We start from the raw sequence: 25,159 nt of genomic DNA, 5'->3' as shown, positions 1-25,159 counted from the left end.
CGGCCGGACAACACGAGCGGCCCGGACAACACGAGTGGCGCGGAGCAAAGAGCAGCAGCCCGGTACCGACCATGTAAAGGGAAGTGATGGTGTGAAAGGTTCGCGCAGGCTCGGCAGCGCACTCGTACTCGGTGGCGGCGTGGCCGGACTGCTCGCCGCGGCCGCCCTCGTGGAGTACGTGGACACCATCACCGTCGTGGAACGGGACCGGCTGCCCGACGGCCCCGAGGTGCGCAAGGGCGTGCCTCAGGGCCGTCACCTCCACGGTCTGCAGTCCAGCGGTGTCCAGGCCATCGACACCCTGCTCCCGGGCACACTGGAGAGCCTCTTCGCGGCCGGTGCCCACCGGATATCCATGCCGACGCATGCGCTGTTCTACGGCCCGCACGGCTGGATGCGCCAGTATCCGGGCGAACACTTCACGGTCGGCACCACCAGACCTCTGGCCGAACACATCGTGCGCCGTGCCCTGCTGGGGCATGCGCACGTCCGGATCCTGGAAGGCGCCGAGGCCACCGGCCTGATCGGAGACGCGCGGCGGGTATCCGGGGCCCATATCCGCCACCGCGGCACCGGGGAGCGCGAGAGGGTCGACGCGGACCTGGTCATCGACGCCACCGGCCGCGGTTCCAAGGCGCCTCAGTGGCTCGGTGAACTCGGCCTGCCCGAGGTGCCCGCCACGGTGGTCGACGCGGGGCTGGCCTACGCGAGCCGTGTGATCCGCCCTCCCGACGAGGCCACCGGGCGCAGGTTTCCCCTGATCGCCCTGCAGGGCGACCCGCGGAGCGGTGGCCCGGCCCGGGTCGGGGGCATGATGCTCGTCGAGGACGGGACGTGGATGGTGACCCTGGCGGGCACCAGGGGCGCCCACCCTCCCCTGGACGAGGAAGGCTTCCTCCGCTACGCCCGGACCCTGCGCCACCCGCTCATGAGCGAACTCATCTCCCAGGGCACGCCCATGAGCCGGATCTCCGGTTTCCAGAACACCGCCAATCACCGCCGCCACTACGACAGGCTGCGGACACGTCCCACCGGCTTCCTGGTGTTCGGCGACGCGGCCACCACCTTCAACCCGCTGTACGGGCAGGGCGTGACCGCGGCGGCGCTGAGCGCGGTCACCCTGCGCGAAGAGCTCGCGCGGGGCCCGCTCGACGAGGAGGGCTATGGCCGGACCCAGGAAGCGGTCATCCGCGCCACCGACATCGCGTGGGCGATGGCCTCCAACGAGGACCTGCGCTATCCGGGGGCGAAGGGGCCCGCGCCGTCCGCGCGGCGGAAGGTGCTGCAGCGCTGCTCGGACCGGCTGCGCATCACCGCCGCCTGTGATCCGGTGGCCTCCCAGGCCCTGTTCAAGGCGCTCACCCTCACCACCCCGCCACGGGAGGTGTTCAACGCCCGCACGCTCAGGGCGCTGCTGCGAGGCCCTCGCCATCCCGCACAGTACGACCTTCCCCCCGAGCACACCGGACTGCCCGTGCCGACGGTCTGCCCCCCGCGGCCGTCCACGGCACGGGAGAGCGGGTCCGCGGCGCCCGCACCCACGACGGACGAGACGTACACGGACGAGACGTACACGGACGAGACGTACGAGGGAAGGAGCCCAATGGTGGAGAGCGAGACCGAGAAGAAAGCCGTGGTCGCCGTATTGGAGCGGCTGGGCGCGGCCTGGTCGGAGCTGGACGCGCGGGCGCTGGCCGGTGTGTTCACCGCCGACGCGACCATGATCGCTTTCGGATATCTGCGCAAGGGCCGGGAGGAGATCGCCACCCGCATGGGGGAGGCGTTCCAGGGCCCGTACAAGGGCAGCCGGGTGGTCGGTGACGTCCTGGAGGTGCGGCTCCTGGGCGACAGCGCGGCGGTGGCCGTCGTCCGCGGGGCCGTGCTGACGGCCGGGGAGACGGAGGTGACCGCGGAGAACGCGATCCGCTCCACCTGGGCGCTGGTCAAACAGGACGGTGAGTGGCGCGTCGCCGCGTACCACAACAGCCCCGCCAAGGAGGACGTGCCCGTGTGAGCTGCCGGACTGGGCCATGAGGTCCCGCCCCTGGCGGCCGACGCGGAGGTGCTGCCGCCGCCGTCATGCTCGGACCGACCAAGAAGGCCAACCGCCGACGTCGCGGCACAGCCGTATCGGGTCCTGCACGCGTGGTCCTGCACACGTGGTCCAACACACGTGGTCCAACACACGTGGTCCAACACACGTGGTCCTACACGCGTGTGAGGGTGCCGTGCGGGTCGCGAGGGTGTGCGTGGCCGGTGCTCCGGCCGGGCGGTGCCTCTGGCCGGGGTTACCCCTCGTAGCGGGTGGCCAGGGTCCGTACCGTCTCGGCGATGCGGTCGCGGAGTTCCGCCGGTGCGATGACCTCGATATCGGTGCCCAGCCGTAGGAACTCTCCGTGGGCGTGGTCGATCGATTCGATGGGCACCCGGGTCTCCGTCCATCCGTCACCCGCGGGTGTCACGCCGAGGCGGCGGGCTCCCTTCGGCGTGAGCCGTACCAGAGCCTCCCCGGTGTGCAGCCGGGCTCGGAAATCGGTCAGATAGCTGTTCCAGTGCGCGGACAGGTCGAATCCGTCCGGGACGACGAACTGCTCGTCCAGGGCGTGGAGTTCGATGATCTGGTCGACCCGGTAGGTGCGGATTCCGGACGGCCCGTCGGCGACCAGGTACCAGCGGCCGGCCTTGAGTACGAGCCCGTACGGCTCCACCCGCCGCTCGATCTCCTCCGGCGCGCGCCACCGCCGGTACCGCAGGAGCACCGCCCGCCGCGCCCACACCGCGGCGGCGACCGCGGCCAGATGAGGCGTACGGTCGGCGTCGCCGTACCAGCCGGGGGCGTCGAGCAGGAAGCGTTCCTGGATCCGCCCGGCGTGCTCGCGCAGCTCGACCGGCAGGGCGGCCCGCAATTTCAGTTGGGCGGTGGCGAGTGCCTCGCCGAGGCCGAGGTCGGCGGCGGTGCCGGGGAGTGCGGCGAGGAATGCGGCCTGCGCCTCGTTCGCGGTCAGTCCGGTGAGGCGGGTCCGGTAGCCGTCGACCAGCCGGTAGCCGCCCGCGTGTCCGGCGGCGCCGTACAGCGGGATACCGGCAGCGCCGAGCGCCTCGACGTCCCGGTAGACCGTACGGACGGAGACCTCCAGTTCCTCGGCCAGCTGCTGGGCCGTCATCCGGCCCCGGTTCTGGAGCAGCAGAAGCAGGGTGACCAGCCGGCTCGCGCGCATGCCGCCCAGTATCCCCTGACAGTGGATGTCAGGGGAGTGTTCCTAGCCTGCGACGCATGGACGACTTCGACTTCCTGCACGGCTCCTGGCACGTGGCCAACCGCCGTCTCACCGCACCGCTCGGCCCGGGCCCCGCCACCTGGGCGGAGTTCCCCGGTCACGCGGTGGTCCGGCCGCTGTTCGGGGGTGCCGGCAACATCGACGAGATCACCTTCCCCACCCTCGGCCGCCAGGGCGTGACCCTACGACTGTTCGACCGCGAGACGGAGCGCTGGTCGATCCACTGGTCCGACAGCCGGACGGGGCGTCTGGACCCTCCCGTGATCGGCGGCTTCACGGGCGACCGCGGTGACTTCCACGGCGAGGACACCTACGACGGCCGCCCGATCCGGGTGCACTTCACCTGGAACCGTCTCGGCCCGGACACCGCCCGCTGGGAGCAGGAGTTCTCCGCCGACGGCAGCCGCACCTGGGAGCTCAACTGGACCATGGACCTCACCCGCACCGGGCGGGCCGACGCATGAGCATCGTCGAACTCCGGCAGTACACTCTGCATCCCGGCGCCCGGGAGACGCTGATCGAGCTGTTCGAGCGCGAGTTCGTCGTCGGCCAGCAAGCGGTCGGCATCACCGTCGGCGGCCGATTCCGCGACCTCGACATCCCGGACCGCTTCGTCTGGCTGCGCGCGTTCCCCGACATGGCGCACCGCCGGCACGCGCTGGAGGCGTTCTACACCGGTCCGGTCTGGCGGAAGTACCGCGACGCGGCCAACGCCACCATGGTCGACAGCGACGACGTCCTGCTGCTGCGTGGCCCGTGCTTCGACGCGGAGCCGGGCACCCACGAGGTGGTCGCGACGATCTGCCGGCCGTCCGACGCGGCTGCCTTCGACGCCTATGCCGGTCGGCACCTGGGCTCGGGCCATGCGCTGCACCGTACCGAGCACGCCGCGAACGACTACCCCCTCCTGCCCGTCCGCACCGGGGAGGACGTCCGGGTCTGGTTCGGCCCGGCCGAGCGGCCGCCCTGGCCGATCCGGCGGCTGCGGCTGGAACCCGTGACGACTTAGCCTCGCGCTGTCGCGCGCTCCGCGAGCCTCCGGACGCGCCGCGGACGCGCCGTGGACGCTCCGGCGGTCGGCCTCCGGCCTTCGCCAAGACCCAGTACCGTCGCCGCGACGCGGTCGAGCGGTGTGTGAACAAGTGGAAGCGGTTCCGCGCCGTGGCCACCCGGTACGCCAAGCGCTTGTTGTGGTACCGGCTGACGCCGCGATCTTTACAGCGTCGCAAACCTCCGGTTGGTACACAGACACCCATGCATGTGCTGATCATGGACGCCATGGCGGGCGACGACAACGAGGACGACCTCATGGGCGACTTCGCGCAGCGTGGGGAATCGGCGGCCGAGCACCTGGCCGACGAGCTGCGGCGCGCCGGCTACGCCGTGGAGGTCGTCGGGGACGACACCGCCGTGCCGTGCCGGTCGCGCCCGTCCGTCCTTGAGTGCGCCGGACTCGTCCTGGACGCGCCGCGCCGCCGGGCCAGTCGCGAGGGGCGGCCGGTGGTGTTGTCGGGCCGGGAGTTCGGCGTACTGGAGGTGCTGATGCGGGCCGACGGGGCGGTGGTCAGCAGCGAGGAGCTGGTGGCGCGGGTGTGGGGCGGGGAATTAGGCGACCGGAGCAATGCCGTACGGATCACGGTCAGCAGGCTGCGGGCCAAGCTCGGGAAGCCGACGGTGGTGGAGACGGTACCGCGGGCGGGGTATCGCCTGCGGCGCGCGGCCTGTTCACGAGGGGGGAGTCAGCTGTCGGGCGGCGCCGGCGCCGTAGAGATTGGCGTAGGTGCCGCCCCGGGGCAGCAGTTCCTCGTGGCGACCCGACTCGACCAGGCGGCCGTGGTCGAGGACGAGGATGCGGTCGGCGTCGGGGGCCAAGTGCAGATCGTGGGTGATGAGCAGGGTCGTGCGGCCGGACATCAGGCGGTGCAACGGGGCGATCACCTGGCGGGCGGAGAGTGCGTCGAGGCCGGCGGTCGGCTCGTCCAGGACGAGGACGGGGGAGTCGCGCAGCAGGGCGCGGGCGATGGCGATGCGCTGGAGCTGGCCGCCGGACAACTGGGCGGTGCCTGGGGAGATATGGGTGGCGTAGCCGTCGGGGAGCGTAGCGATGAAGTCGTGCGCGGCGGCGTCCCGGGCGGCCCGGAAGATCTCGTCGCCGGTCGCGCCCGGTCGTCCGCAGGCGATGTTCTCGCGGATGGTGCCGTGCAGGGCCAGCGTCTCCTGGGGAAGAAGGGTGATGCGCTCGCGCAGGAATTCCAGCGGGAGGGAGTCCAGGCGGATCCCGTCGAGCCGGATGTGGCCGGCGACCGGGTCGTAGAAGCGGGGCAGGAGCTTTGAGACGGTGGATTTGCCGGCGCCGCTGGGACCGGTGACCAGGATCAGCTCCCCGGGGCGAGCGGTGAAGGAGACATCGCGGAGGGCGTGCGGGGCGGGGGCGTGGCCGGCCATCGCCGTGTCCCCGCCGGGGGTTGTGCCGGGGTAGCGGAACCAGACCCGGTCGAAGTCCACCACTCCGCGTATCCGTTGGGGTGGGTAGAGAACGGCGGGCGGGTAGGGAACGGCGGGCGGGTAGGGAACGGCGGGCGGGTCGGTGACGGCGGGCGGGTCGGTGACGGCGGGCTCGGCGGTGAGGATCTCCAGCAGCCGCTCGGCGCCCGCGGTGGCGGCGGTGACGATGAGCCCGAGCTGGCCCAACTGCCGGATCGGCGGAAAGAGATAGCCGAGGAAGGCGGCGAAGGACAGCAACTGCCCGAGCGTCATCCGTCCCTCGGAGATCTCCCAGACGCCGAGCCCGATGATGGCCAGCACACACACTGTCTCCATCACCTCGACCAGCTGCTGGTACATCTCGCTCAGCCGGTTCCCGCGCACCGACGCGCGCATCCAGGCGCGGGCCTCGGTGCTCAGCCGCTTCTCCTCGTCCCGCCGCCGGTTGTACGCCTGGGTCAGCACGATGTTGCCCAGCGACTCCTCGACGACCGATGTGATCGCCCCGTCGGCGACGCGTTCCTGCCGGGCCGCGGTCTTGATACGGGTGGCGAACTGCCGGGCGGCCAGCCAGAACAGCGGGGCCAGAACGAAGGTGGCAAGGGCCAGGTCCCAGCGCAGGATGAGCGCGGCGCCGAAGAAGAAGACCGTGCTGAACACCGCCGATACGGTCTGGACCACCCCGGAGACGACCATCTGCTCGATGGCCTCGACGTCTCCGGTGAGGCGTTCGACGAGATCGCCCTGTCGGTGGCGCTGGAAGAAGTGCGGCGGCAGAGCCTGTACGTGGCCGAAGATCCGGGCCCGGAGCCGCATGACGAATCTCTCGGCCACCCATACGGCGGCGGAGTTCCCGACGTAACCGATGATGGCACCGAAGGTCGCCACCCCCAGCCACTGTGCGGCAGGCCCCCAGAACGCGCTGACCGACCCTTTCTGCAAAGCTTTGTCAGTCAATTCACCGAAGAGCAGGACGGCACCGGCCTCCGCGAGGGCCGCGACCACGACGCACAGGCATATCAGCACCAGCCAAAGCCGGTCGCCCTTGGTCATCGGCCAGAAAGTGCGGAAGGCGTGGCGGGCGGATGCGCTTATTGATACTCCGGCGCGAGCGGGGGCAGTGCCATTGCTGCCGTCGGTGGTGAGGGAGGGGCTGTTTACCCCTCCCTCACCCTCCGTGAACGCCGGTGCGGGATTCGGTGCGGGATTCGGCGCGGGAAATTTGGGCACGGGCGTGATGACCCGCAGCCGTACCGTCGGGTGATCGTCGTACGGAGACACCGCGCCACTCCTCTTCCGTGCATCCATGCGTCCTTGCGTCCATGTGTCCTTACGCCCATGCGTCGCTGCATCCGGTGCATACGTGCCCGGAGGCGGGCCCCCCACAGGGCCCGCCTCCGGAAGGTGTGGACGTCAGCCGCCGATCGGACGGGCCGGACCGCTCGGACCCGGACGGGCCGGACGGCTCGGCTGCCAGCCGCAGCCCGGCTGCGTCGGGCGGGGCCGCGGGGCGCTCGGGGCCGAGGGGGCGTTGCTCGGCCTTGCCGGGATGGCGATGATCTTACGGACGCTCATGAAATTCTCCGTCTTTCGATATTTCGAGTATTTCCCAAAGGGTGAACCCAAGGGATGAATGCGTGTCGCATTCCTTGTCGCCGCCGGGTTTGCGGCTTCCGGTGGCGACGGGGAAAACGTTACGCGAGGAAGCCTGGTCGTCGATACCAATTTCAATGAGGTCTTACTTAATTGAAGGTGAGAGTATTTCTCATACGTAACGGGAAGTTTTATCCGGGATTTATGCGGGACGCGTAGCGTCGCTCGTCCGCGCAGACCATCCGCATCTGGGCCGGCCAGGAAGGGCCGGACGCCGGAGAGCGGGCACGCTCGCTGCCTGGGGCAGGTGGCGGGGGCGTTCAGCAGTGCAGTGTCGATGGAGCCACCGATCTGCATGGCGGTGTTGACCGTTGCCGAGACCACGCCCCAGGCGCGCTCGCTCCACCCCACCGTCATGCCGGGCTGTTGGCGGGCCTGTCTCAGTGGCGGGTGAAGGTCTGGCGATAGGCGGTTGGGCTGGTGCCGGTGGCTTTGTGGAAGCGGGCGCGGAGGTTGGCGGCGGTGCCGAGGCCGACGCGCCGGGCGACCTCGTCGATGCTGTGGTCACCGGATTCGAGAAGCTGTTTGGCGAGGTCGATGCGAGCGGTCAGCAGCCATTGTGCTGGTGATACGCCGACTTCTTCCACGAAGCGTCGGGCGAAGGTGCGCTCCGACAAGGCCGCGTGTTTCGCCAGTCGGCGGACCGGCAGCGGTTCGCCGAGGTGAGTCAGTGCCCACTCCCGGGTCCGGGCGAGTGACTGCCCGGACGTGTGAGGTATGGACCGCTTGATGTACTGGCTCTGGCCACCGGTACGGTGTGGCGCCGCGACCGCGAGTCGAGCCGCGGCGTTGGCGGCGGCCGCGCCGTGGTCACGGCGGATGATGTGCAGGCACAGGTCGATCCCCGCGGAGGCGCCGGCGGAGGTAAGAATCCGGCCCTGGTCGACGTAGAGAACATCCGGATCGATCAGTACGGCGGGGTGATGTCGGGCAAGGCGGTCCACCGCCCGCCAGTGGGTAGTGGCGGTCAGCCCGTCGAGCAGGCCGGCCTCGGCAAGAGCGAAGACACCACTGCAAATGGACACGATGCGCGCCCCGTCGGCATGGGCCTTGCGCAACGCCTCCAGCGCCGTGGCCGCGACGGGCTTGTCTAGGTCATAGCCAGGGACGATGAGGGTGTCGGCCTGTGCCAGAGTGTCGAGCCCTTGGCTGACGCCCAGTGAGAAGCCATCGGAGCTGGACACGGGTCCCGGCTCGGGCGCGCAGAGGACGATGCGGTAGTCATCGGGCAAGGCGCCGAACACCAGCAGTGGGACTCCCAGATCGAAGGCCACTACACCCTCCAGAACCAGGAGAGCAATGGTGTGGGGCGCACCGGCGGTAAGCGTAGAGGACTGCATGGCAGAAAAATAGCGCTTCCTGTCAGAACTGCCACTCGATCAGAGATATTTCGACAACTAGCGTGGTCGGCATGAGCGAAGAGAATAACGCTGGAACCGAACGGACGTTGGAAGTCGGTATGCTTCTTTTCAACGACCACACCACATTGGACTTCATCGGTCCGCACACGGCCTTCGCGGGTGCGGGCATGAAGGTCCACCTGATATCCAGCACACTTGAACCGGTGGTCTCCGACACCGGAGTGACCATCACGCCGACCGTCACATTCGACGACTGCCCCGCCCGGCTGGACATCCTGTTCGTGCCCGGAGGATCCGTGGACAAGGTGATGCTGGACAGCGCGGCCATCGCGTTTCTGGCCGACCGCGGTGCGACGGCCTCGTACATCACCTCGGTCTGCACCGGATCACTCGTCCTCGCCGCGGCCGGGCTGCTCGACGGCTATCGCGCGGCAACGCACTGGTCCACCCGTGACCATCTGGCACGGCTGGGGGTCGAGGTGTCGACGGAGCGAGTATGCGTCGACCGGAACAGGTTCTCCGGCGGCGGCGTGACCGCGGGCATCGACTTCGGCCTCACGGTCACGGCGCACGCCCTCGGAGAAAAGACCGCGAAATTCGCACAGCTGGCCATGGAATACGACCCCATGCCACCCCTCGACGCAGGCTCCCCCCAGGGCGCGGGCCCCGAAGTGGTGGCGCAGTTCCATGAGTGGGCCGTAAAGGCCGATGAAAATCTCCGAAACTCCGTGTCCCGTGTACTGGAGCAGCGGATGGCGGTGGGCTCGGGCACCGCAGGATCATCTTGAGGAGGTGGGGATAGCGGAGTCGAGATAGGGGCCCGCTTCGCCTGGTAGTTCGGGCGCGTTGGACATGTAACGCCGATAGCCCGAATCTTCGAGGCGAAAGAGCTGGAGCCGACAGCCGGCCAGCGCGCGCAGCACCAGACCCTCGTCCACCGTCACGGTGTCGTCGTCGGCCACCGGGGTGCGGGCGAGAAGGACACGCGCGCTGCGGGCCGGCACCAGGTAGGAGCGCCCCTTGTCGGGTGTCGCCTCACCCAGCTCGGGGACTCGGTGGGGTCTCGCGGGTGCAAGAGATGGGGGATCTTCGCCGTGCCGGAGCTAGCGCACCACTGCTGCGCGAAGGTCCTGGTCGGGTGTCATCGTTTTTCCTAGGCGATGCGGCCCGTCTTCCCGTCCGGGCCCGCCTTCCCGTCCGGGCCCGCCATCTCCTCCCACCGGCTCCGACGCCACCTGTCGTACCCGTTTGGCGCGTATCTCACAACCGGCGGCTGATCGCCAACCACCCGGGACTGCGAGCCGACTGTGCCGTCACGGTCGAGGCGTGAGGTCGTCGGAGTGCCCGGCCTCGATGCGGGACCACTGGGGGATGGGACGTCCGTTGCTCCGCATGCCGACGTGGTCGGCGGGTGTTCCCTGGCCAAGCAGCCAGCCGGGGGGCGAGTCCTCCCACGGTTCCTGGCGTCCGTACACGGTGAGGTCCATGAGCGCGTAGCTGTAATCCGTCGCCTCCACCCCGCGCAGCGTCGTCCAGTAGGTCTCGTAGACGCGGTCGCCGTCGCGCAGGTAGCAGACCAGGTGCATCATGCCGACGTGGCGTCCGACCAGGAGCTCGTCATGCGACGGAAGGGCCGAGTACCACGGCACCTCCCAGCCCATGAAGTCCCGGTAGCGGCGGCTTTCCTCGTACGGGCCTTGGCAGAAGACCGCGTAAGTGATGTCGCGGGAGTGCAGGTAGGACAGCTCCTGCACCTGGGTGGTGACCCAGGTGCAGCCCTCGCACTGCCCGGCCGCGTCGTGGCCGTCGTGCCACATGAAGTAGTAGGCGATGAGCTGCCGGCGCCCTTCGAACGCGTCGAGCAGGGCGACTGGCCCGTCGGGCCCGGTCAGTTCGAGGTCGGCGGCCACCTCGACCATGGGCAGCCGGCGCCGGGCCGCGGCGATCGCGTCGCCTTCCCGGGTGTGCGCCTTCTCGCGGACTCGCAGCTTGTCCAGTTCGGCCTGGAAGGCGGCCCGCTCGGCCACCGGCGGCAGGGCCGGCGCGCGGTCGGGGTCCCCCCTCCTGCTGTCGTACTCGGTCACGATCGTGTCCAATCGTCGTAAGTCATCAGTCGTCTTCCCTCACTCGGAGGTTTCTGGGGCTACCGGGCCGGGGCGCTCCGCCAGTTCCTTGAGCCGCAGCAGGCGGGTCTCCCAGGAGCGGCCGATCCGGTCCAGTTCCCGGGCCAGCGCGCCGAGCCGGGCGCCGACCGCGAGATAGACGACCTCGCGCCCGCGCTGCTCGGACTCGATCAGCCCGACCTCGCGCAGCACCTCCAGGTGCTTGCCGATCGCCTGTCGGCTCACCGGCAGCACCCGGGCCAGCGTGGACGCCGACTTGGGGCCCTCGCCGAGCCGGGTGAGGATCTCCCAGCGCGTCGGGTCGCCGAGCGCCGCACACATGACGGGGAGAGTGGCGGTCACGGTCACGGTCGCGTCGTCGGGGTCGGCGCGGACTTCTCGACGAACGCCTTCGCGGCCTCCAGTTCGGCGAGCCACCCCTTGTCGTTGCCCTCGCGCTCCTTCAGCCACGCGGCCGGGTCGTCGGCGAGGCCGGAGAATCCGCTCTCGACGACGCGTAGGGTCACCCCGCCGCCGTCCCGCTCGTCGATCCAGAACTGGACGAGGGTCGAGGGCGCCGACTCATCCCGGAACGGGGTACCGATCCAGCGGAACGCGGCGTAGCGCGGCTTGTCCAGCGTCACTGTCCGGAACCGGAACTCGCCCAGCGTCGGATGGCGCACCACGGCCACGTCGCCCTCGTAGCGCATGTCCGGGTCGGCCTCGACCGCGCCGTCGTTGACATACCAGCCGGGGCGCGCGACCAACTCCCAGACCCGCTCTGCCGGGGCGTCGATGTCGATCTGCCGGGCGATCCGGTCAAGCTCGGTGAGCTCGGCGTCGGTGTAAGTGGTGTCGTTCATGGGTTCCTCCCTCGGGTGTTTCCCGCGCATCGATCCGCAACTCAACGGTTGCACATCGGAGCCCGTAACTGCAACCCAACGGTTGCAGTTGTGTCGCGCCGTTGAGCACCACCCCGCGCCGCAACCCCGTGCCACAACGCCCCCTGCAATCACCCGCGCCGAGATCAGGTACTCACACCCCAGCCGGAACGGCAACGTCGGCGAATCGTGCTCCATCGCCCGCGCCAGCAGGAACTCGTCCAACTCCTTGAGCTCCGACTTGGTCGGCAGCCGTCCGTGAGAAGACGGTCGGTGAGTGCCCGGGGAGTCGGCGGGGCCGTCGTCTGCGACGTCCCGAAAACCGATCGCCGGCGCCGTACTTCGCTGCCCTGAAAGCCTGTCGGGTGGCCGGTTGATTACGTCGAGCATGGGCCGCTGGCGGCCTCGGACACGCTCTCAGAGGAAGACGCGCGCCAGCTCCAGCCACTTCTGTGCGTCCTCGCCGGTCGCCGTCATGTCGGTCTCGGACCAGGGGCGACGCCGGGTGACACACAGGCAGAAGTCCATGGCGCTGCCCTGTACCCGTTGCGCGGCGGCCTCGGGGCCCCACACCCAGGTCCGTCCGTCAGGAGCTGTCAGTTCGACGCGGAAGGGGTCCGCCGGCCCGGGCAGTCCGACGGCGGCGAAGGACAGCTCCCGTCCCAACACCCCCAGCGAAGCCACGTGCCGCAGCCGATCCGTCGGGCGGTGCGCCACGCCCATCGCATCGAAGACGTCCTGCCCGTGTGCCCAGGTTTCCATCAGACGAAGGGGCACCATGAGGGCCGGAGTCACCTTCGACATGTACCAGGGGAATGCGTGGTCCCATGGCGTGTCGCACAGTGCCGCCGCCAGTTCCGCTCGAGCGGTCCGCCACTCCTCCAGGAGTACCGACCGCGGTTTGGCCGCTCCCGCGGCGGCGGCCTTGTCGGCGTATCCGCTGCCTTCGGCTTCCGCCCGCCCGAGCTCGGCGCCGAACGCGTCCGGAGTGCGTAAGGCGCTGAGTGCGTTCGCGTCCGCCCACGCGAGATGGGCTATCTGGTGGGCGACCGTCCAGCCCGGTGCCGGCGTCGGTCCGGACCAGTCGTCCACGGCTGTGACCAGGGCGTCGAGCTCATCGCCCTCAGCCACCAGGGCGGCCAGGACACCGGCGTCATCCACATCGGGGACGGCGAGGTTGTAGTTCAGCATGTGCGCCATGGTGCCACTCCTCCCTGATCAGCGGCGAAGGCGAAGTGTGCGGGCAGACTCCGGTGTCGATCTGCCTTCCAGGCACGGCGACGGCCCCGGCGGGGTGCGCAAGTGCGGAGACCGGTTGGTGCTCGACTCGATCTGCTGTGTACTGCGCTCGGGCTGCCAGTGGCGGATGCTCTCGCGCGACCTGATGCGCTGGGACGCGGCGCACCGCTGGTTCACCAAGTGGCGCCGGGAGATCGTGCGCCGACAGGGCGCCTGACGGGCATCTGCCCTGGTCGGGCGCCCTTTTGTGGTGCTCAGAGGATTCGCTTCGGCCACCCTCCGTCTCCCCTCCGGCTGCGGCTCCGCTCGTTCGCGAGGTCACGTCGCACAGGTCCGCGCCCGCGATCCTTTTCCACGGACCGCGGCGTGGGCAGGGCGCGATGTCGGTTCAACGGGACAGACAAGGCCCAAGCGGGGGTCAGTCGCGCGAGTTGCCGAACAGGAGACGGTACGCGACGAGGAGCACGAGAGAGCCGCCGATGGCCGCACCCCACGTATAGAGGTCGAAGAACTGTTTCTCCACCGGGCGGTCGAGGAATCGAGCGGAAATCCAGCCGCCTATGAAGGCGCCCGCGACACCGATGAGGGTGGTGCCGATGAGACCGCCCGGGTCACGTCCGGGCAGAAGGATCTTGGCGATGGCCCCGGCGAGGAGGCCGAGGATGATCCAGCTAATGATGCCCATGTTGTTGATGTCCTCCATCCGGCCTGGCCAAGTCGGGACACACCTGGCCGACAGCAATATTGCTTGGTTGCGCAATTTTACAGATATTGGGGAAGGCGCGTGTCTGGGCGCCTGCGGTTGCGTATGCACCGGGAGGTCAGGGTCAGTGCCGCTGAGGCTGGTCGAGCGACGGTTGGCCGACCTTCATATCAGGCCATAGGGCCTCTTTTCTGACGGTTTGGTAGCCGGTTGTCTCAGCTTGACCTTGGCCTCGCTGACCGCGGCGATGGGAACGATCACGTCGTCATCGGTCGACCGGGCGTCATGTGCGGGGTCCGGAGGCGGAGTCGCCCGCTGAGCTTCGCGCGGCGCCCATCAGGGGCTCGCCGTGTCGAAGCCGTACCGCAGCGGCTCGTGTTCCACGCGGAGGTCCCGACGGTAGATGTACAACGCCTCCGCGCGCACGCCGCCGAGCGCGGTATCCACCTCGCAGGGGTATGTCACCTGAATCGCTCGCGGTCGGCCGGCGACCCGGACTCGCAGTCCGTCTGCGGGGCCATCATCGAGTACCGCGGCTTCCTGTCCCGTTGCGTCGCTGGTTTCCATCCAAAATAGTTTAGCGGTTGCGCAACTGTGGAATTGTTGTGTCTTGGGTCACACGCGCCGTTCGGCGCTTCAGGTGGCGTGGGGCGAGTCTGGACGGCGGGCGTGCCGGGGCAGACTGCCCCGGCGCGCCCGCCGTCCTGCCGCGGACGCTGACTGCCCGTTCGGGGTGAGCCGGGGCTGTCAGTCCTTCTTCTCGCCAAGGCGCTCGACGAGGTCCTGCGCCTTGTCGACTCCTGTGTCGATCTTTTCGCTGTACTTGCCGCCGGTCCTGTCGTCGATGAAGTCGCCGGTTTTCTCCAGCCCTGCGGAGATCTTTCCGCCATGGCTCTCGGCGAGGTCCGCGGCCTTCTGCTTGAGGTTCTTCAAAGCGTCGAACATCCTGTGCGTATACCTCCGGCTGATCTCGGTCGTTCCGGGTGTGCGGTACCGGCGCGGCGATGTGGCGCGGCGATGTGGCGCGGACCTGGGTGCCGGCGCCCGTTCCTTGGCGATGGGGCTTGTGACGGTGGTGAGGGTCGGCATCGCGCCCTCTCCGGGCGGGGGCTTCGAGGACCGCTGTCCGTGTTGCCCGAAGGCTGCGGCGGCCCGGTTGTACCGGCGCCGCCGCGGGCTTGTGGTTCTACTTCGTGGCGGATTCCAGCGAGGCGAGTGTGGAGGCCCACTGGAAGTACTTCAGATTGGCCAGATCCGCCACCGTCTTGATGCCGAACGCCTCGCGCAGCAAATCGCCGTGACGGTCCGACACGCCCTTCAGGGCGGAGACGGGAGCCGCCAGGATCTCCGAGAGCTCCTTGTCGGCCCATGCCTTGTCCACCATGTTGCCAAGGTCTATCGCAGCCAAGCTGTCCTCCTGATTCCCGCCGGGCGCCGTGGCGGCCCGGTGGCCGCGTCTGCGGCCGAATGAAAAACTACAGTGGTGTAGAGGCGGTTCCTCGGCTGGGAGAGGGTCAGGGCTTTTCGGCCACGTCGGCGACCCTCCTTCACCCCGCTGGTCGCAGTGGGCGTGAGCATGAGACGGCGTTAGTTGACTGGTGCGGGGCTCTGTCGAACAGATGAGGGCGCATCGCTTGCGAAAATCTACAGCAGTGTAGAGATTGTCTGCGCGGTTCCCGTCCTGCGGACGGGCGACGGCGTGGCTCATGCTGTGGAGCGATCGCGGCAGCGCCGCGCCTCCCTGGTTGTCGTCCACGGCGTCGACGGGCGGCTGATGGGGCTGATCAGCCTGGACGGCGATGCCGTGTGGTGCCGTGCCCGCCCGCCCGCCGCCGACCTTGCCAGGTCATTCCACCGTGACACCGTCGGGTTGTACAGTTGCGCAATACTGCAAGCATGCCAAGGGGTGGCGCCCAGTGGCCGACAAAGAGGAACGAGGTGAGTGTGGTGCTTCGCAATGGACTGGAACCCTGGCACCTGCTGATCGTGGCGATTGTGTTCATTCTGCTCTTCGGGGCGAAGAGGCTGCCCGACACCGCTCGGTCTCTGGGCAAGTCCCTGCGCATCCTCAAGAGTGAGACCAAGGCCATGAAGGAGGAGAGTGGGCAGGGAGCCGAGGCCTCGTCGGCGTCCGCTGCCGCCGACACGACCGAGCAGTCCTCATCCCGCGTTATCCAGGCAGCCTCCGGCGAGCCCTCCTCGGCGGGCGCGGGCCGAGAAGATCACACCACGGGGCGGTGAGTCCCGTACGGCACGCGTCTCCCGGCTGTTGGCGCGACGGGGAGCACGGCTGCGGAGCAGCCGGCCGCCTGTCGGAGAACCAGGGAACCGCGTCCGCCGGCAATGCACCTCAACGATCGGCGCGACAGTGGCCCCGGGGGAAAGCGTGGGATTCCGCGTGGCTCCAGGAGGGGCGGTCACGTCGTTTCGGGGTCGAAGAGCGGATCCTCCGGCTATTTCTCGCTGAGCTTCGAGGCCTACTGGGCGGCGCCGCGGATGAACGCGGCCTGGTTCTACCACCGTGACAGTGTCCAGGAGCTGGCCGCGCCGGCCTGGACCGGCCCGGCTATGACTCTGGCGCTGTTCGGCTGCTCGCTGATCCTGATGGCGTGCTTCTTCGCCGGGGTGCCCCGGCGCCGCATGTGGTTCTCCGTCCTCGGTGCGGGGACCCTCTACGGCTATCTGCTGCACGGCTTTCTGGCCAAGGGCTCGCGCTTCTGGGACTGGTACGCGCCCGACTGGTCGCACCAGCCCCTCGGCGAGATCACCGTCACGCTCGTCGCCGCAGCCGTGATCACCGCGCTGTGCGCGCCACCCGTGCGGCGGATCTTCCGGTTCATGATCGAGCCCACCATGGAGTGGGCGTTCCGGCGGTGGACTGCGCACCCCGCACCCACGCGGCACGATCGGAGCACCTGAGCGCCGCACCAGCACTACGTCTCATACCGCCGACGAGGAAGTCAACGGGGGAGAAAGAGTGGGTGTGACCCTGAACGACGTCACACAACTCGCCGCGCAAAACGGGTCATTGGGCCTGAAGGGCATCACGGGGTGGGGCCGTGAACCGTTCCCGGGAAATAGTTGCTAGATTGCGCAATTACACAACCATAGGTCGGGGTCAGCAGTCCCCTGTGTAGAGCCGGACGCACGAGGGGTGTACGGATGACCAACAGCCGCAAGAAGACCGCGTCCAGGCGCCGCGCCCCGGCGCAGCCAACCGAGCGGTGCCGGGACGCCTCCCGCGCCCGGCGGCGCAAGCGGAGCCGTACGCGGATCGCGCTGACCATAGTGCTGTCGCTGCTGGTGCTCGTGGCGGCGGGCGCGGGCTGGGTGTACTGGCAGCTGAACGGCAACATCAGCACTTTTGACTCGGACGGCATCTCCGGGGACCGGCCGGACGACGTCTCCAAGGGCCAGAACGTCCTCGTCATCGGCTCGGACGCGCGTACCGGAGGCAACAGCGAGCTGGGCGGCGGCGACAAGGGCGACATCGGGCGCTCCGACACCGCGCTGCTGCTGCATGTGTACGCCGACCGCAAGCACGCCGTGGCCGTGTCCATCCCCCGCGACACCCTCGTGGACATCCCGCCCTGCAAGCTGCCGGACGGGAGCTGGACCAAGACGCGGCACGACATGTTCAACGCCGCGTACTCCGTCGGACAGACCGCCAAGGGAAATCCTGCCTGCACGCAGAACACCGTGGAGCACCTCACCGGCCTGCGCGTCCATCACACGATAGTGGTCGACTTCAAGGGCTTCGCGAAACTCACCGACGTGGTGGGCGGCGTCGAGGTGTGCGTGCCGCAGGACGTCTACCAGAAGGACCTCAACCCCCACCGCGCGGACCGCGGCGAGCGCATCTTTGCCGAGGGCGAGCAGAACGTCGCCGGGCAGAAGGCCCTGGACTACGTCCGCATCCGGCACGGCATCGGCGACGGCTCCGACATAGGCCGCATCAAGCGCCAGCAAGCCTTCATCGCCGGCCTCATCAAGAAGATCAAGAGCGACGGACTCACCCCCACCAAGCTGCTGCCCCTCGCGAACGCCGCCACCAAGTCCATGACGGTCGACCCCGGCCTGGGATCCGCCAACAAGCTGATCTCCTTCGCGATGTCGATGAAGCAGATCGACCTGCACAACACCAAGTTCATCACCATCCCCTGGCGCTACCAGGGCGAGCGGGTCGCCATCCTCGAGCCGGAGGCCGACGCCCTGTGGGCCGCTCTGAAAGCCGACCGCACCCTCGACGGCAAGGACGCCGGCGGAAAGAACGGTGACAAGAAGCCCAAACCGCCACAGAGCGCCAGGCCGGTCTCCGGCGACGGCATCGCGGTGGCCATTCACAACGGCACCACCACCGGCGGCCTCGCCTCACGCGCCGCCAAGGCGCTCACCGACCACGGCTTCATGGTCACCGGCACCGGCAACGCACCGAGCCAGGACCACGCCACGACCACGATCACCTACGGACCCGGCCAGAAGACCCAGGCCGAAACGGTTGCCCGGCTCTTCGCCAAGGCCGGACTCGAGCAGGCGACAGCCGACGGCATCGCCGTCACTCTCGGCCAGTCGTACGCGGACAACCCTTCGGTCGCACCGTCACCCGAGCCGACCACCGTCCCCTCCAAGGTGGCCGACGGCGCCCGCTCCGCCGACGACGACGCCTGCTCCAACCTCTCCTACGGATGATCCCAGCCCCGCAACACGTCCCCGTACTGCGCCAGGCGGCGGCCTCGATGGCGAGGCCGCGGTGGCCGGGCAGCTCCTCCCGTCGACGGTGAGCGAAGCCCCGGCCGCGTTTGGCGGCGTCGAAGGCGGCCCGGCCTGGTCAGCCATGGCTCGCCCCAGGCGCTGATCGGCTGGATTCCATCACGACTCGCCGCTCCGCGTGCCGTCGTTCGCGGCGCCGCATGGCCATTGCCAACGCGGCCGCGTACAGCGTCAGGACGGCAGCAAGCTGCGCGTAGTACGCGAGCGGCAGTGCCGTCATCCCGAGCGGTGGACCGAGCGGGGAGGGGGGCAGCAGGACGCCGAAGGCGGCGAGGGCGGCGGCCGCCCAGCCCACCGGGCTCAGTCCGCCCCTGGCGCCGCGGCGGCCCGTGTGCAGCAGGACCATGACCAGTGCCTGGGTGAGCAGGTTCTCGGTGAACCAGCCGGAGTGGAAGATCGCCTCGTCGTTGTCGCTGCCGGGGCCGGACATGGCGAGGGCGAGCAGGGCGAAGGTGGCCAGGTCGGCCAGGGCGTTGAGGGCGCCGAAGCCGGTGATGAAGCGCAGCAGGCCACGCGGGCGCAGCACGGCGGGACGGCGCAGCGCGGCCGGATGAGGGCGGTCGTAGGCGAAGGCGAGCTGGGCGGCGTCGAAGCACAGGTTCTGCACCAGGACCTGGGCGGGCAGCATCGGCAGGAAAGGCAGCAGGACGCCCGCGGCGAGCATCGCGATGACGTTGCCGAGGTTGGAGGAGAGGGCGATGCGCAGGTACGCCGTGATGTTGCCGCCGGCGTGCCGTCCCGCCGTGACGGCACGGCCGATGGCCGTGAGGTCTTTACCCCCCTTGTCCTGCTTCTGATGTCCGGCGAGGACCACGTCGGCGCCGTCCCGGGCCACGGCCACCGCGTCGCGCGGGCAGATGCCGATGTCGGCGGCGCGCAGGGCGGGCAGGTCGTTGGCGCCGTCGCCGAGGAAGCCGGCCGTGTGTCCATCGGCACGCAGGGCGGTGACGATGCGGGCCTTGTGGTCGGGCGAGCAGCGGGCGAAGACGGTGGTACGGCGCGCCGCGGCGGCCAGTTCGGCGTCGGTGAGCAAGTCGACGCGGTCGGCGGTCAGGACGCCGTCGACCGCGAGGCCGAGATCGTGGCAGGCGCGGGTGGCGGTTCCCGGGTGGTCGCCGGTGAGGATCTTCACGTTCACCCCGCGGTCGGCGAGGTCGCGCAGGGCGGCGGCCGCGGTGTCGGTGACCTCGTCCCGCAGCGTCACGAATCCCCGGAAGGTGAGATCGTGTTCGTCGGCGTGGGTGTAGGCACGGTGGCGTGCGGCGCGGTCGGCGGTGGCGACCGCCAGCAGGCGCAGACCGTCGGTGGCCCGGCGGTCGGCGAGCGAGTGCAGCCTCGCCCGCTCCTCTTCGCTGAGGGCACACCGTTCCAGGACAGCCTCGACGGCACCCTTGACGATGAGGGTGTGGGTGCCGAGGCGGCCCGGGGTGCTGACGACGGCGGTGGCCAGGCGGCGTACCGGATCGAACGGCAGCGCCGTCACCGGCTCGTAGGCCATGGCCTCCGCCTCGTCGACGGCATCCAGCAGCGCCTCATCCAACATGTCCGGCACGGGCAGGTCGGCGAGTTGCAGAGTCCACCAGGCGTTGACGCCGGCCCAGTGCAGCACCTCGGCGTCGTTCTGTCCGTCCGCGTCCAAGGCCCGGTGCACGACGGGCCGGTCCTCGGTGAGGGTGCCGGTCTTGTCCAGACACAGCACGTCCATGGCGCCCAGGTCGTGCAGCGCGGGCAGGCGTTTGACGATTACCCCATGGGCGCGGGCGAGGAGCGCGGCGCCGCGGGCGAGGCACGTCGTGACGACGACCGGCAGCATTTCGGGGGTCAGCGCGACCGCCACCGCCACCGCGAACGGCAGAGTCTCCAGGCCGCGTCCGTCCACGGCGGCGTTGGCCATGAGGACCAGCGGCGGGGTCAGCAGCGTGAAGCGGACGAGAATCCACGAGACGCCGTGCACCGAACGGTCGAAGGCACTGGGGCCGCGCCGCTGGACACCCGTATGCGTGCGCGCGAACTCCGTATGCGCCCCGGTTGCCTCCACAACGGCCGTGCCACTGCCCGACGCCACGCTGCTGCCCTGGAAACACAGGTGTGGTTGCCCGAATACGCCCCGGCCGTAACGGGTGTCGGGCACGTCGACCGGGTACTTGTCGACGGGCTGTGACTCTCCGGTGAGTGCCGCCTGGTACACCCGTAGTCCACTGGCCCGCAGCAGCCGTACGTCTGCGGGCACCAGATCCCCGGGACCGAGACTGATCACATCGCCCGGCACCAGCTGGTCGACCGGGATCTCGCACACCACCGGAGCGGCGTCCCGCGAGTCGGCCCGGCGCAGCACGCCCGCCGTGGTGGCGACCAGCTCGCGCAGCTGGGCCATGGACCGATCGGCCCGCAGCTCGCCGGATATGCGCAGCCCGCAGCTCACCACCACGAGGAAGGTGATCACGGTCGCGGTCGCCCAGGAGGCCACCGCCGCCGACACGAGACCGAGCACGAGCAGCACCGCGGTGAACGGATCGCGCAGGCCGCGCAGCAGCCGCCGAGGCCAGGGAGTGGCGCGCTGAGTGGGCAGGACGTTTTCACCGAAGCGGGCCAGACGCTCCTCCGCCGCCTGCTCGGTCAGCCCGCGCGGCCCGCTGTCGAGGGCGCGCAGCACTTGCAGCGCGGTCGGCGCCGCACTCCCGCCGCTTCCTGGGGATGGTGTCGCGGCGGTCGAGGGACCGCGTCCCGCGGCCATGGTGTGCTCAGGCACCGGTTTCGTGCACCAGACGCACCGGCGCCGCGGACTCGTTCCGCGCACGGTCGGCGAGCTGGCCGACCATCAGACGCACCACGGTCACGACGTCGGGGTCATCGACGAAGTACACCTGACGGCGGCCTTCCCGCCGGGAGCGGACGAGCCCCGCCAGCTTGAGCTTGGTCAGATGCTGACTGATCGCGGGCAGCGCCCCGCCCACCCGGTCGGCGAGATGCGTCACATCGCTCTCCCCCTGGGCGAGCGCCCACATGATGTGCAGTCGCGCCGCCGAAGCCAGCAGCCCGAAGGCCGCCGCCGCCTCGGCGAGGACGTCGGCAGAAGGATCTTCAAACTCGCGCACGTCGCCCTTCGCCATCGCCGACCTCCGTAGCCCTGAACCACGCGTTCACAAGGCTCCCCAGTCTAGGCGTGACGGTACCCACCCGATCCGAGGTCACTGATGAGGAACTGGGAGCCAGCGTGCGAGCCGGGCTGGGTCGAGAGCGGGTGGAGGGAAAGGCGCCTGGCGGGTGAAAACCCAGGTCAGGCGCCTTTTCTCATGCGTCTAGAAGAAGCCGAGCTTCTTCGGGGAGTACGACACCAGCAAGTTCTTCGTCTGCTGGTAGTGGTCCAGCATCATCTTGTGGGTCTCGCGGCCGATCCCGGACTGCTTGTAGCCGCCGAAGGCGGCGTGCGCCGGGTAGGCGTGGTAGCAGTTGGTCCACACCCGGCCCGCCTGGATGGCGCGCCCGGCCCGGTACGCGGTCGAGCCGTCCCGGGTCCACACTCCCGCGCCCAGCCCGTAGAGCGTGTCGTTGGCGATCCCGATCGCGTCGTCGAAGTCGCCGAACCGGGTCACCGCGACCACCGGCCCGAAGATCTCCTCCTGGAAGACCCGCATACGGTTGTCGCCCTCGAAGATCGTGGGCTCGACGTAGTAGCCGCCCTCCAGCTCACCGCCGAGTTCGGCGCGGCTGCCGCCGGTGAGGACGCGGGCGCCCTCCTGCCGGCCGATGTCCAGGTACGACAGGATCTTCTCGAGCTGGTCGTTGGACGCCTGGGCGCCGATCATGGTGTCGGTGTCCAGCGGATGCCCCTGCGTGATCTTCTCCGTACGGGCCACGGCCGCGTCCATGAACGCCTGGTAGTGGCCGCCCTGGACCAGGGCGCGCGAGGGACAGGTGCACACCTCGCCCTGGTTGAGGGCGAACATGGTGAACCCTTCCAGCGCCTTGTCCATGAAGTCGTCGTCGGTGGCCGAGACATCGTCGAAGAAGATGTTCGGGCTCTTGCCGCCGAGCTCCAGGGTGACCGGGATCAGGTTCTCGCTCGCGTACTGCATGATCAGGCGGCCGGTGGTGGTCTCCCCGGTGAAGGCGACCTTGGCCACCCGGGAGTTGGACGCCAGTGGCTTTCCGGCCTCCACACCGAAGCCGTTGACGATGTTGACCACACCCGGCGGCAGCAGATCGGCCACCAGGTTCATCCAGACGTGGATCGAGGCGGGCGTCTGTTCGGCCGGCTTCAGCACCACCGCGTTGCCCGCGGCCAGCGCCGGGGCCAGCTTCCAGGTGGCCATCAGGATCGGGAAGTTCCACGGGATGATCTGGGCGACCACGCCCAGCGGCTCATGGAAGTGGTACGCGACCGTGTCGTGGTCGATCTCGGAGAGGCTGCCCTCCTGGGCCCGGATCGCCCCCGCGAAGTAGCGGAAGTGGTCGATGGCGAGCGGGATGTCGGCGGCCAGTGTCTCCCGTACCGGCTTGCCGTTCTCCCAGCTCTCGGCGACCGCGAGGGCCTCCAGGTTCTGCTCCATCCGATCGGCGATCCTCAGCAGCACCGAGGCGCGCTCGGCGGGCGCCGTACGGCCCCAGGCGGGCGCGGCCGCGTGGGCGGCGTCCAGGGCCCGCTCGACGTCCTCGGCGGTGCCCCGGGCGATCTCGGTGAAGGACTGTCCGTTGACGGGGGTGGGGTTCTCGAAGTAGCGGCCCTGGGCCGGTGGTACGTACTCCCCGCCGATCCAGTGGTCATAGCGCGGCTGATACGTGACGACCGAGCCCTCGGAGCCGGGGCTTGCGAAACGCGTCATGGGGCGGCCTCCCTGGTGTACGCGTGGTGGGTCCCGTTGCCGGACGCGTCGTTCGTGTGAGCGTCCAGGCTCCGCCCGCGCCGACACGGGCGGAGCCGACGGGGAGGCTAGGCGCCGCCACGTTGCGCGGACGTTGCGTCCCGGTGGCCGCCCCCTTGCCGCAGGGCTCCGTGCTCATGGCCGCCTTGGTGGCGCGGGGCCTTGCCCTCATGGCCGCCTTGGTGGGCGCCGCCCGGCAGCCCGTACAGCTCCCGCAGCCGCCGCACCCGCGCCGCCGGAGCCGCCCGCCCCGGCGCGTTCGCCGGAAGCGTGGTCAGCAGCGCCTCCGCGACCTCCAGATCGTCCTCGCCCCACGGGGTCTGCGCCCAGCGCCGCAGCAGCTCGGGATCGCCGTGGGACAGCACGGCGCGCCGCAGCCCATCCTCCAGCACCCGCCGCATCCGGCACACCCCCGGGGCCTCCGACAGCGGCAGCAGCGGCCCGGTGTACGCCCGCAGCGCCGTGTACGCGTCGCCGGAGGTCAACGCCTCGGCGGCGTCCGCCAGATCGGTGCGCACGGGGGCGCAGAGCCGGTACGGGCGCGAGCCCAGCAGCGGGCCCACCAGGCGGCGCAGCCGGGACAGCTCGGCCCGCAGCGTGACCGGGGAGCGGTCGTCGGCCCGGGGCCCGTACAGCTCGAGCGTCAGCCGGTCGCCCGACAGCCCCTCGGGATGGCCGGCCAGCAGCACCATGATCTCGCTGTGCCGCCGCCCGAGCCGCAGCCGCCGCCCGTCGACGACCAGCAGCGCCTCGTCCCGCCCCAGCGCCGTCAGCGAGATCCGCGGCCCGCGGGTCCGCGGCACCTCGGCGCCCAGCTGGGCCTCGGCGGCGCGGGCGGTCGCCTGGACCAGGGCGAGGCTGTGCGGGGCGGCCAGATGGTCCCCGCCGGTGATGTCCACCGCGCCGAGCAGCCGCCCGGTGTGCGGATCGTGGAGCGGGGCGGCGGCGCAGGTCCACGGCTGCACACTGCGGTTGAAGTGCTCGGTGGCGAAGATCTGCACCGCGTGGTCGACGGTGAGCGCCGTCCCGGGCGCGTTGGTGCCCGCGTGGCGCTCGTCCCAGCGCGCCCCGGCCACGAAGTTCATCCCCTCGGCCCGGTTCCGTACCCCCGCGTGCCCCTCCACCCACAGCAGCCGGCCCTGTTCGTCGCAGACCGCGAGCAGATGGGCCCCGTCGTAGGCGATGGTGCCCAGCAACTCCCGGAACAGCGGCATCACCCGGGCCAGCGGATGGTCCGCGCGATAGGTCTCCAGCGCGTCGTCCGCCAGGTCGATCGGCGCCTTGCACTCCTGGGTGACCCGGGCGTCGGCCGAGCGCCGCCAGGACTCCGCCACCACCGGCCGTACGGCCGGACTCACCGCCCCCTCCGTCAGAAACGCCTCATGGGCGCGGCGCACGTCGCGGGTGCGCTCAGCGGGGTCGGTGCCTGACGTCATCGCCAGCCAGGGATTGACCATGGTGCCTCGCTCAGCGGTACGGAGGGGCGGAACGGGGAGGTGCGGAGTGTCAGGCTTTCACGGATCGGACGGCGGGAGGAGTCGGCAGGTCAGGTGTGCACGGGCAGGGAGGGGGCGGGCACGGCCCCGGGCGGGGAGGCATAGCCGCAGGAGTGGCAGATCTTCCACCCGTCCTGGTTCACGGCGAGTTGGCCGCCACAGCTCGGGCACTGCTCGGAGCTCATGATCGTTCCTTTGGTTCACGCGCGCGGAGCGGAGCGGGCCACCCGTGCGCTCAGATTTCCTTGAGGGGCGGATGCCCCGCAATAGCCAGAACAAGCCGCGTTGGGGTACGAGCCCCGGACAGAGCGCGTTCACGGGGAGTGCGTT

25 protein-coding genes and 1 pseudogene are annotated in these 25,159 nt (G+C 69.8%); 8 read left to right on the top strand and 18 right to left on the bottom strand.

Annotated features, from left to right (window positions below; all coding sequences use genetic code 11):
- Positions 1-91 precede the first annotated feature (91 nt).
- Positions 92-2,014: an SgcJ/EcaC family oxidoreductase gene (locus tag JK364_RS57740; protein ID WP_201856855.1), complete on the top strand. Its 1,923-nt coding sequence runs from the start codon at positions 92-94 to the stop codon at positions 2,012-2,014.
- A 274-nt stretch (positions 2,015-2,288) separates the two neighbouring features.
- Here the strand turns inward: JK364_RS57740 and JK364_RS42890 are convergent, their stop codons facing one another.
- Positions 2,289-3,218, bottom strand: coding sequence for a helix-turn-helix transcriptional regulator (locus JK364_RS42890; RefSeq protein ID WP_201856854.1), 930 nt, complete (start codon positions 3,216-3,218; stop codon positions 2,289-2,291).
- A 56-nt stretch (positions 3,219-3,274) separates the two neighbouring features.
- On the opposite strand from JK364_RS42890, the gene JK364_RS42885 reads away from it, so the two are divergent.
- Together JK364_RS42885 and JK364_RS42880 are read left to right on the top strand one after the other, a co-directional pair.
- Positions 3,275-3,742: a hypothetical protein gene (locus tag JK364_RS42885; protein ID WP_201856853.1), complete on the top strand. Its 468-nt coding sequence runs from the start codon at positions 3,275-3,277 to the stop codon at positions 3,740-3,742.
- A complete protein-coding gene (locus JK364_RS42880; protein ID WP_201856852.1) occupies positions 3,739-4,287 on the top strand; it encodes an NIPSNAP family protein in 549 nt (182 codons plus the stop codon). The genes JK364_RS42885 and JK364_RS42880 overlap by 4 nt, the downstream gene beginning before the upstream one ends.
- A gap of 367 nt (positions 4,288-4,654) precedes the next feature.
- Here the strand turns inward: JK364_RS42880 and JK364_RS58595 are convergent, their stop codons facing one another.
- From JK364_RS58595 to JK364_RS42865, 3 genes are all read right to left on the bottom strand, one after another.
- Positions 4,655-4,936 (bottom strand): hypothetical protein, encoded by a 282-nt coding sequence (locus JK364_RS58595; RefSeq protein ID WP_504942616.1) that lies wholly within the window; start codon positions 4,934-4,936, stop codon positions 4,655-4,657.
- A gap of 67 nt (positions 4,937-5,003) precedes the next feature.
- A complete protein-coding gene (locus tag JK364_RS42870; protein ID WP_230993342.1) occupies positions 5,004-6,815 on the bottom strand; it encodes an ABC transporter ATP-binding protein in 1,812 nt (603 codons plus the stop codon).
- Positions 6,816-7,795: 980 nt separating this feature from the next.
- Positions 7,796-8,755 carry a GlxA family transcriptional regulator gene (locus JK364_RS42865; RefSeq protein ID WP_201856850.1) on the bottom strand — a complete coding sequence of 320 codons (960 nt, stop codon included), beginning with the start codon at positions 8,753-8,755 and terminating at the stop codon, positions 7,796-7,798.
- 71 nt (positions 8,756-8,826) lie between these two features.
- Between JK364_RS42865 and JK364_RS42860 the strand changes: the two genes are divergently transcribed.
- Positions 8,827-9,564: a DJ-1/PfpI family protein gene (locus JK364_RS42860; protein WP_230993364.1), complete on the top strand. Its 738-nt coding sequence runs from the start codon at positions 8,827-8,829 to the stop codon at positions 9,562-9,564.
- Here JK364_RS42860 and JK364_RS42855 read toward each other — a convergent pair.
- From JK364_RS42855 to JK364_RS42835, 5 genes are all read right to left on the bottom strand, one after another.
- Positions 9,556-9,780 carry a hypothetical protein gene (locus JK364_RS42855; protein ID WP_201856848.1) on the bottom strand — a complete coding sequence of 75 codons (225 nt, stop codon included), beginning with the start codon at positions 9,778-9,780 and terminating at the stop codon, positions 9,556-9,558. The genes JK364_RS42860 and JK364_RS42855 overlap by 9 nt on opposite strands.
- Before the next feature lie 309 nt (positions 9,781-10,089).
- Positions 10,090-10,860 carry a DUF899 family protein gene (locus JK364_RS42850; RefSeq protein WP_201856847.1) on the bottom strand — a complete coding sequence of 257 codons (771 nt, stop codon included), beginning with the start codon at positions 10,858-10,860 and terminating at the stop codon, positions 10,090-10,092.
- Between the two features lie 39 nt (positions 10,861-10,899).
- On the bottom strand, positions 10,900-11,247 hold the full coding sequence (locus JK364_RS42845) for an ArsR/SmtB family transcription factor (protein WP_307841559.1): 348 nt from the start codon (positions 11,245-11,247) through the stop codon (positions 10,900-10,902).
- Entirely contained in the window at positions 11,244-11,741 is a 498-nt protein-coding gene (locus tag JK364_RS42840; protein ID WP_201856846.1) for an SRPBCC family protein, read from the bottom strand. Before JK364_RS42840 ends, JK364_RS42845 begins: the two co-directional genes overlap by 4 nt.
- A 435-nt stretch (positions 11,742-12,176) precedes the next feature.
- Entirely contained in the window at positions 12,177-12,959 is a 783-nt protein-coding gene (locus JK364_RS42835) for a TIGR03084 family metal-binding protein (RefSeq protein ID WP_230993341.1), read from the bottom strand.
- Positions 12,960-12,996: 37 nt separating this feature from the next.
- Here JK364_RS42835 and JK364_RS57230 point away from each other — a divergent pair, with 37 nt between their 5' ends.
- On the top strand, positions 12,997-13,215 hold the full coding sequence (locus tag JK364_RS57230; RefSeq protein WP_201856845.1) for a transposase: 219 nt from the start codon (positions 12,997-12,999) through the stop codon (positions 13,213-13,215).
- 201 nt (positions 13,216-13,416) lie between these two features.
- Here the strand turns inward: JK364_RS57230 and JK364_RS42825 are convergent, their stop codons facing one another.
- The 4 genes from JK364_RS42825 to JK364_RS42810 all read right to left on the bottom strand — a co-directional run bounded on the left by JK364_RS42825 (position 13,417) and on the right by JK364_RS42810 (position 15,109).
- The gene (locus JK364_RS42825) at positions 13,417-13,683 is read right to left on the bottom strand and encodes a GlsB/YeaQ/YmgE family stress response membrane protein (RefSeq protein ID WP_201856877.1); all 267 of its coding nucleotides are present in this window, start codon (positions 13,681-13,683) and stop codon (positions 13,417-13,419) included.
- 354 nt (positions 13,684-14,037) lie between these two features.
- Positions 14,038-14,268, bottom strand: a complete 231-nt coding sequence (locus JK364_RS42820; RefSeq protein WP_201856844.1) for a hypothetical protein — start codon at positions 14,266-14,268, stop codon at positions 14,038-14,040.
- A gap of 180 nt (positions 14,269-14,448) precedes the next feature.
- Positions 14,449-14,646, bottom strand: coding sequence for an antitoxin (locus JK364_RS42815; protein ID WP_201856876.1), 198 nt, complete (start codon positions 14,644-14,646; stop codon positions 14,449-14,451).
- Positions 14,647-14,887: 241 nt separating this feature from the next.
- Complete coding sequence (locus tag JK364_RS42810; RefSeq protein WP_201856843.1) at positions 14,888-15,109, bottom strand: hypothetical protein; 222 nt, start codon at positions 15,107-15,109, stop codon at positions 14,888-14,890.
- Positions 15,110-15,648: 539 nt separating this feature from the next.
- On the opposite strand from JK364_RS42810, the gene tatA reads away from it, so the two are divergent.
- The 3 genes and pseudogenes from tatA to JK364_RS42795 all read left to right on the top strand — a co-directional run bounded on the left by tatA (position 15,649) and on the right by JK364_RS42795 (position 18,390).
- Positions 15,649-15,942, top strand: a complete 294-nt coding sequence (tatA, locus tag JK364_RS42805) for a Sec-independent protein translocase subunit TatA (RefSeq protein ID WP_201856875.1) — start codon at positions 15,649-15,651, stop codon at positions 15,940-15,942.
- A 234-nt stretch (positions 15,943-16,176) separates the two neighbouring features.
- Positions 16,177-16,620 (top strand): annotated as a pseudogene (locus JK364_RS42800) (acyltransferase family protein); the annotation flags it as partial.
- A 243-nt stretch (positions 16,621-16,863) separates the two neighbouring features.
- Positions 16,864-18,390 (top strand): LCP family protein, encoded by a 1,527-nt coding sequence (locus JK364_RS42795; RefSeq protein ID WP_201856842.1) that lies wholly within the window; start codon positions 16,864-16,866, stop codon positions 18,388-18,390.
- A 139-nt stretch (positions 18,391-18,529) separates the two neighbouring features.
- Here the strand turns inward: JK364_RS42795 and mgtA are convergent, their stop codons facing one another.
- From mgtA to JK364_RS57225, 5 genes are all read right to left on the bottom strand, one after another.
- The gene (gene mgtA / locus JK364_RS42790) at positions 18,530-21,205 is read right to left on the bottom strand and encodes a magnesium-translocating P-type ATPase (protein WP_201856874.1); all 2,676 of its coding nucleotides are present in this window, start codon (positions 21,203-21,205) and stop codon (positions 18,530-18,532) included.
- 7 nt (positions 21,206-21,212) lie between these two features.
- Complete coding sequence (locus JK364_RS42785) at positions 21,213-21,581, bottom strand: ArsR/SmtB family transcription factor (protein WP_201856841.1); 369 nt, start codon at positions 21,579-21,581, stop codon at positions 21,213-21,215.
- A 189-nt stretch (positions 21,582-21,770) separates the two neighbouring features.
- Positions 21,771-23,294 carry an aldehyde dehydrogenase gene (adh, locus tag JK364_RS42780; protein ID WP_201856840.1) on the bottom strand — a complete coding sequence of 508 codons (1,524 nt, stop codon included), beginning with the start codon at positions 23,292-23,294 and terminating at the stop codon, positions 21,771-21,773.
- Positions 23,295-23,401: 107 nt separating this feature from the next.
- Positions 23,402-24,790 (bottom strand): GAF domain-containing protein, encoded by a 1,389-nt coding sequence (locus JK364_RS42775; RefSeq protein WP_201856839.1) that lies wholly within the window; start codon positions 24,788-24,790, stop codon positions 23,402-23,404.
- Positions 24,791-24,879: 89 nt separating this feature from the next.
- The gene (locus JK364_RS57225; protein WP_269146374.1) at positions 24,880-25,014 is read right to left on the bottom strand and encodes a hypothetical protein; all 135 of its coding nucleotides are present in this window, start codon (positions 25,012-25,014) and stop codon (positions 24,880-24,882) included.
- Between the last annotated feature and the right edge of the window lie 145 nt (positions 25,015-25,159).

This window comes from Streptomyces endocoffeicus, assembly GCF_016741935.1.
GTDB lineage: Bacteria > Actinomycetota > Actinomycetes > Streptomycetales > Streptomycetaceae > Streptomyces > Streptomyces endocoffeicus.
This window is presented reverse-complemented; position numbering and strand designations above follow the sequence as displayed.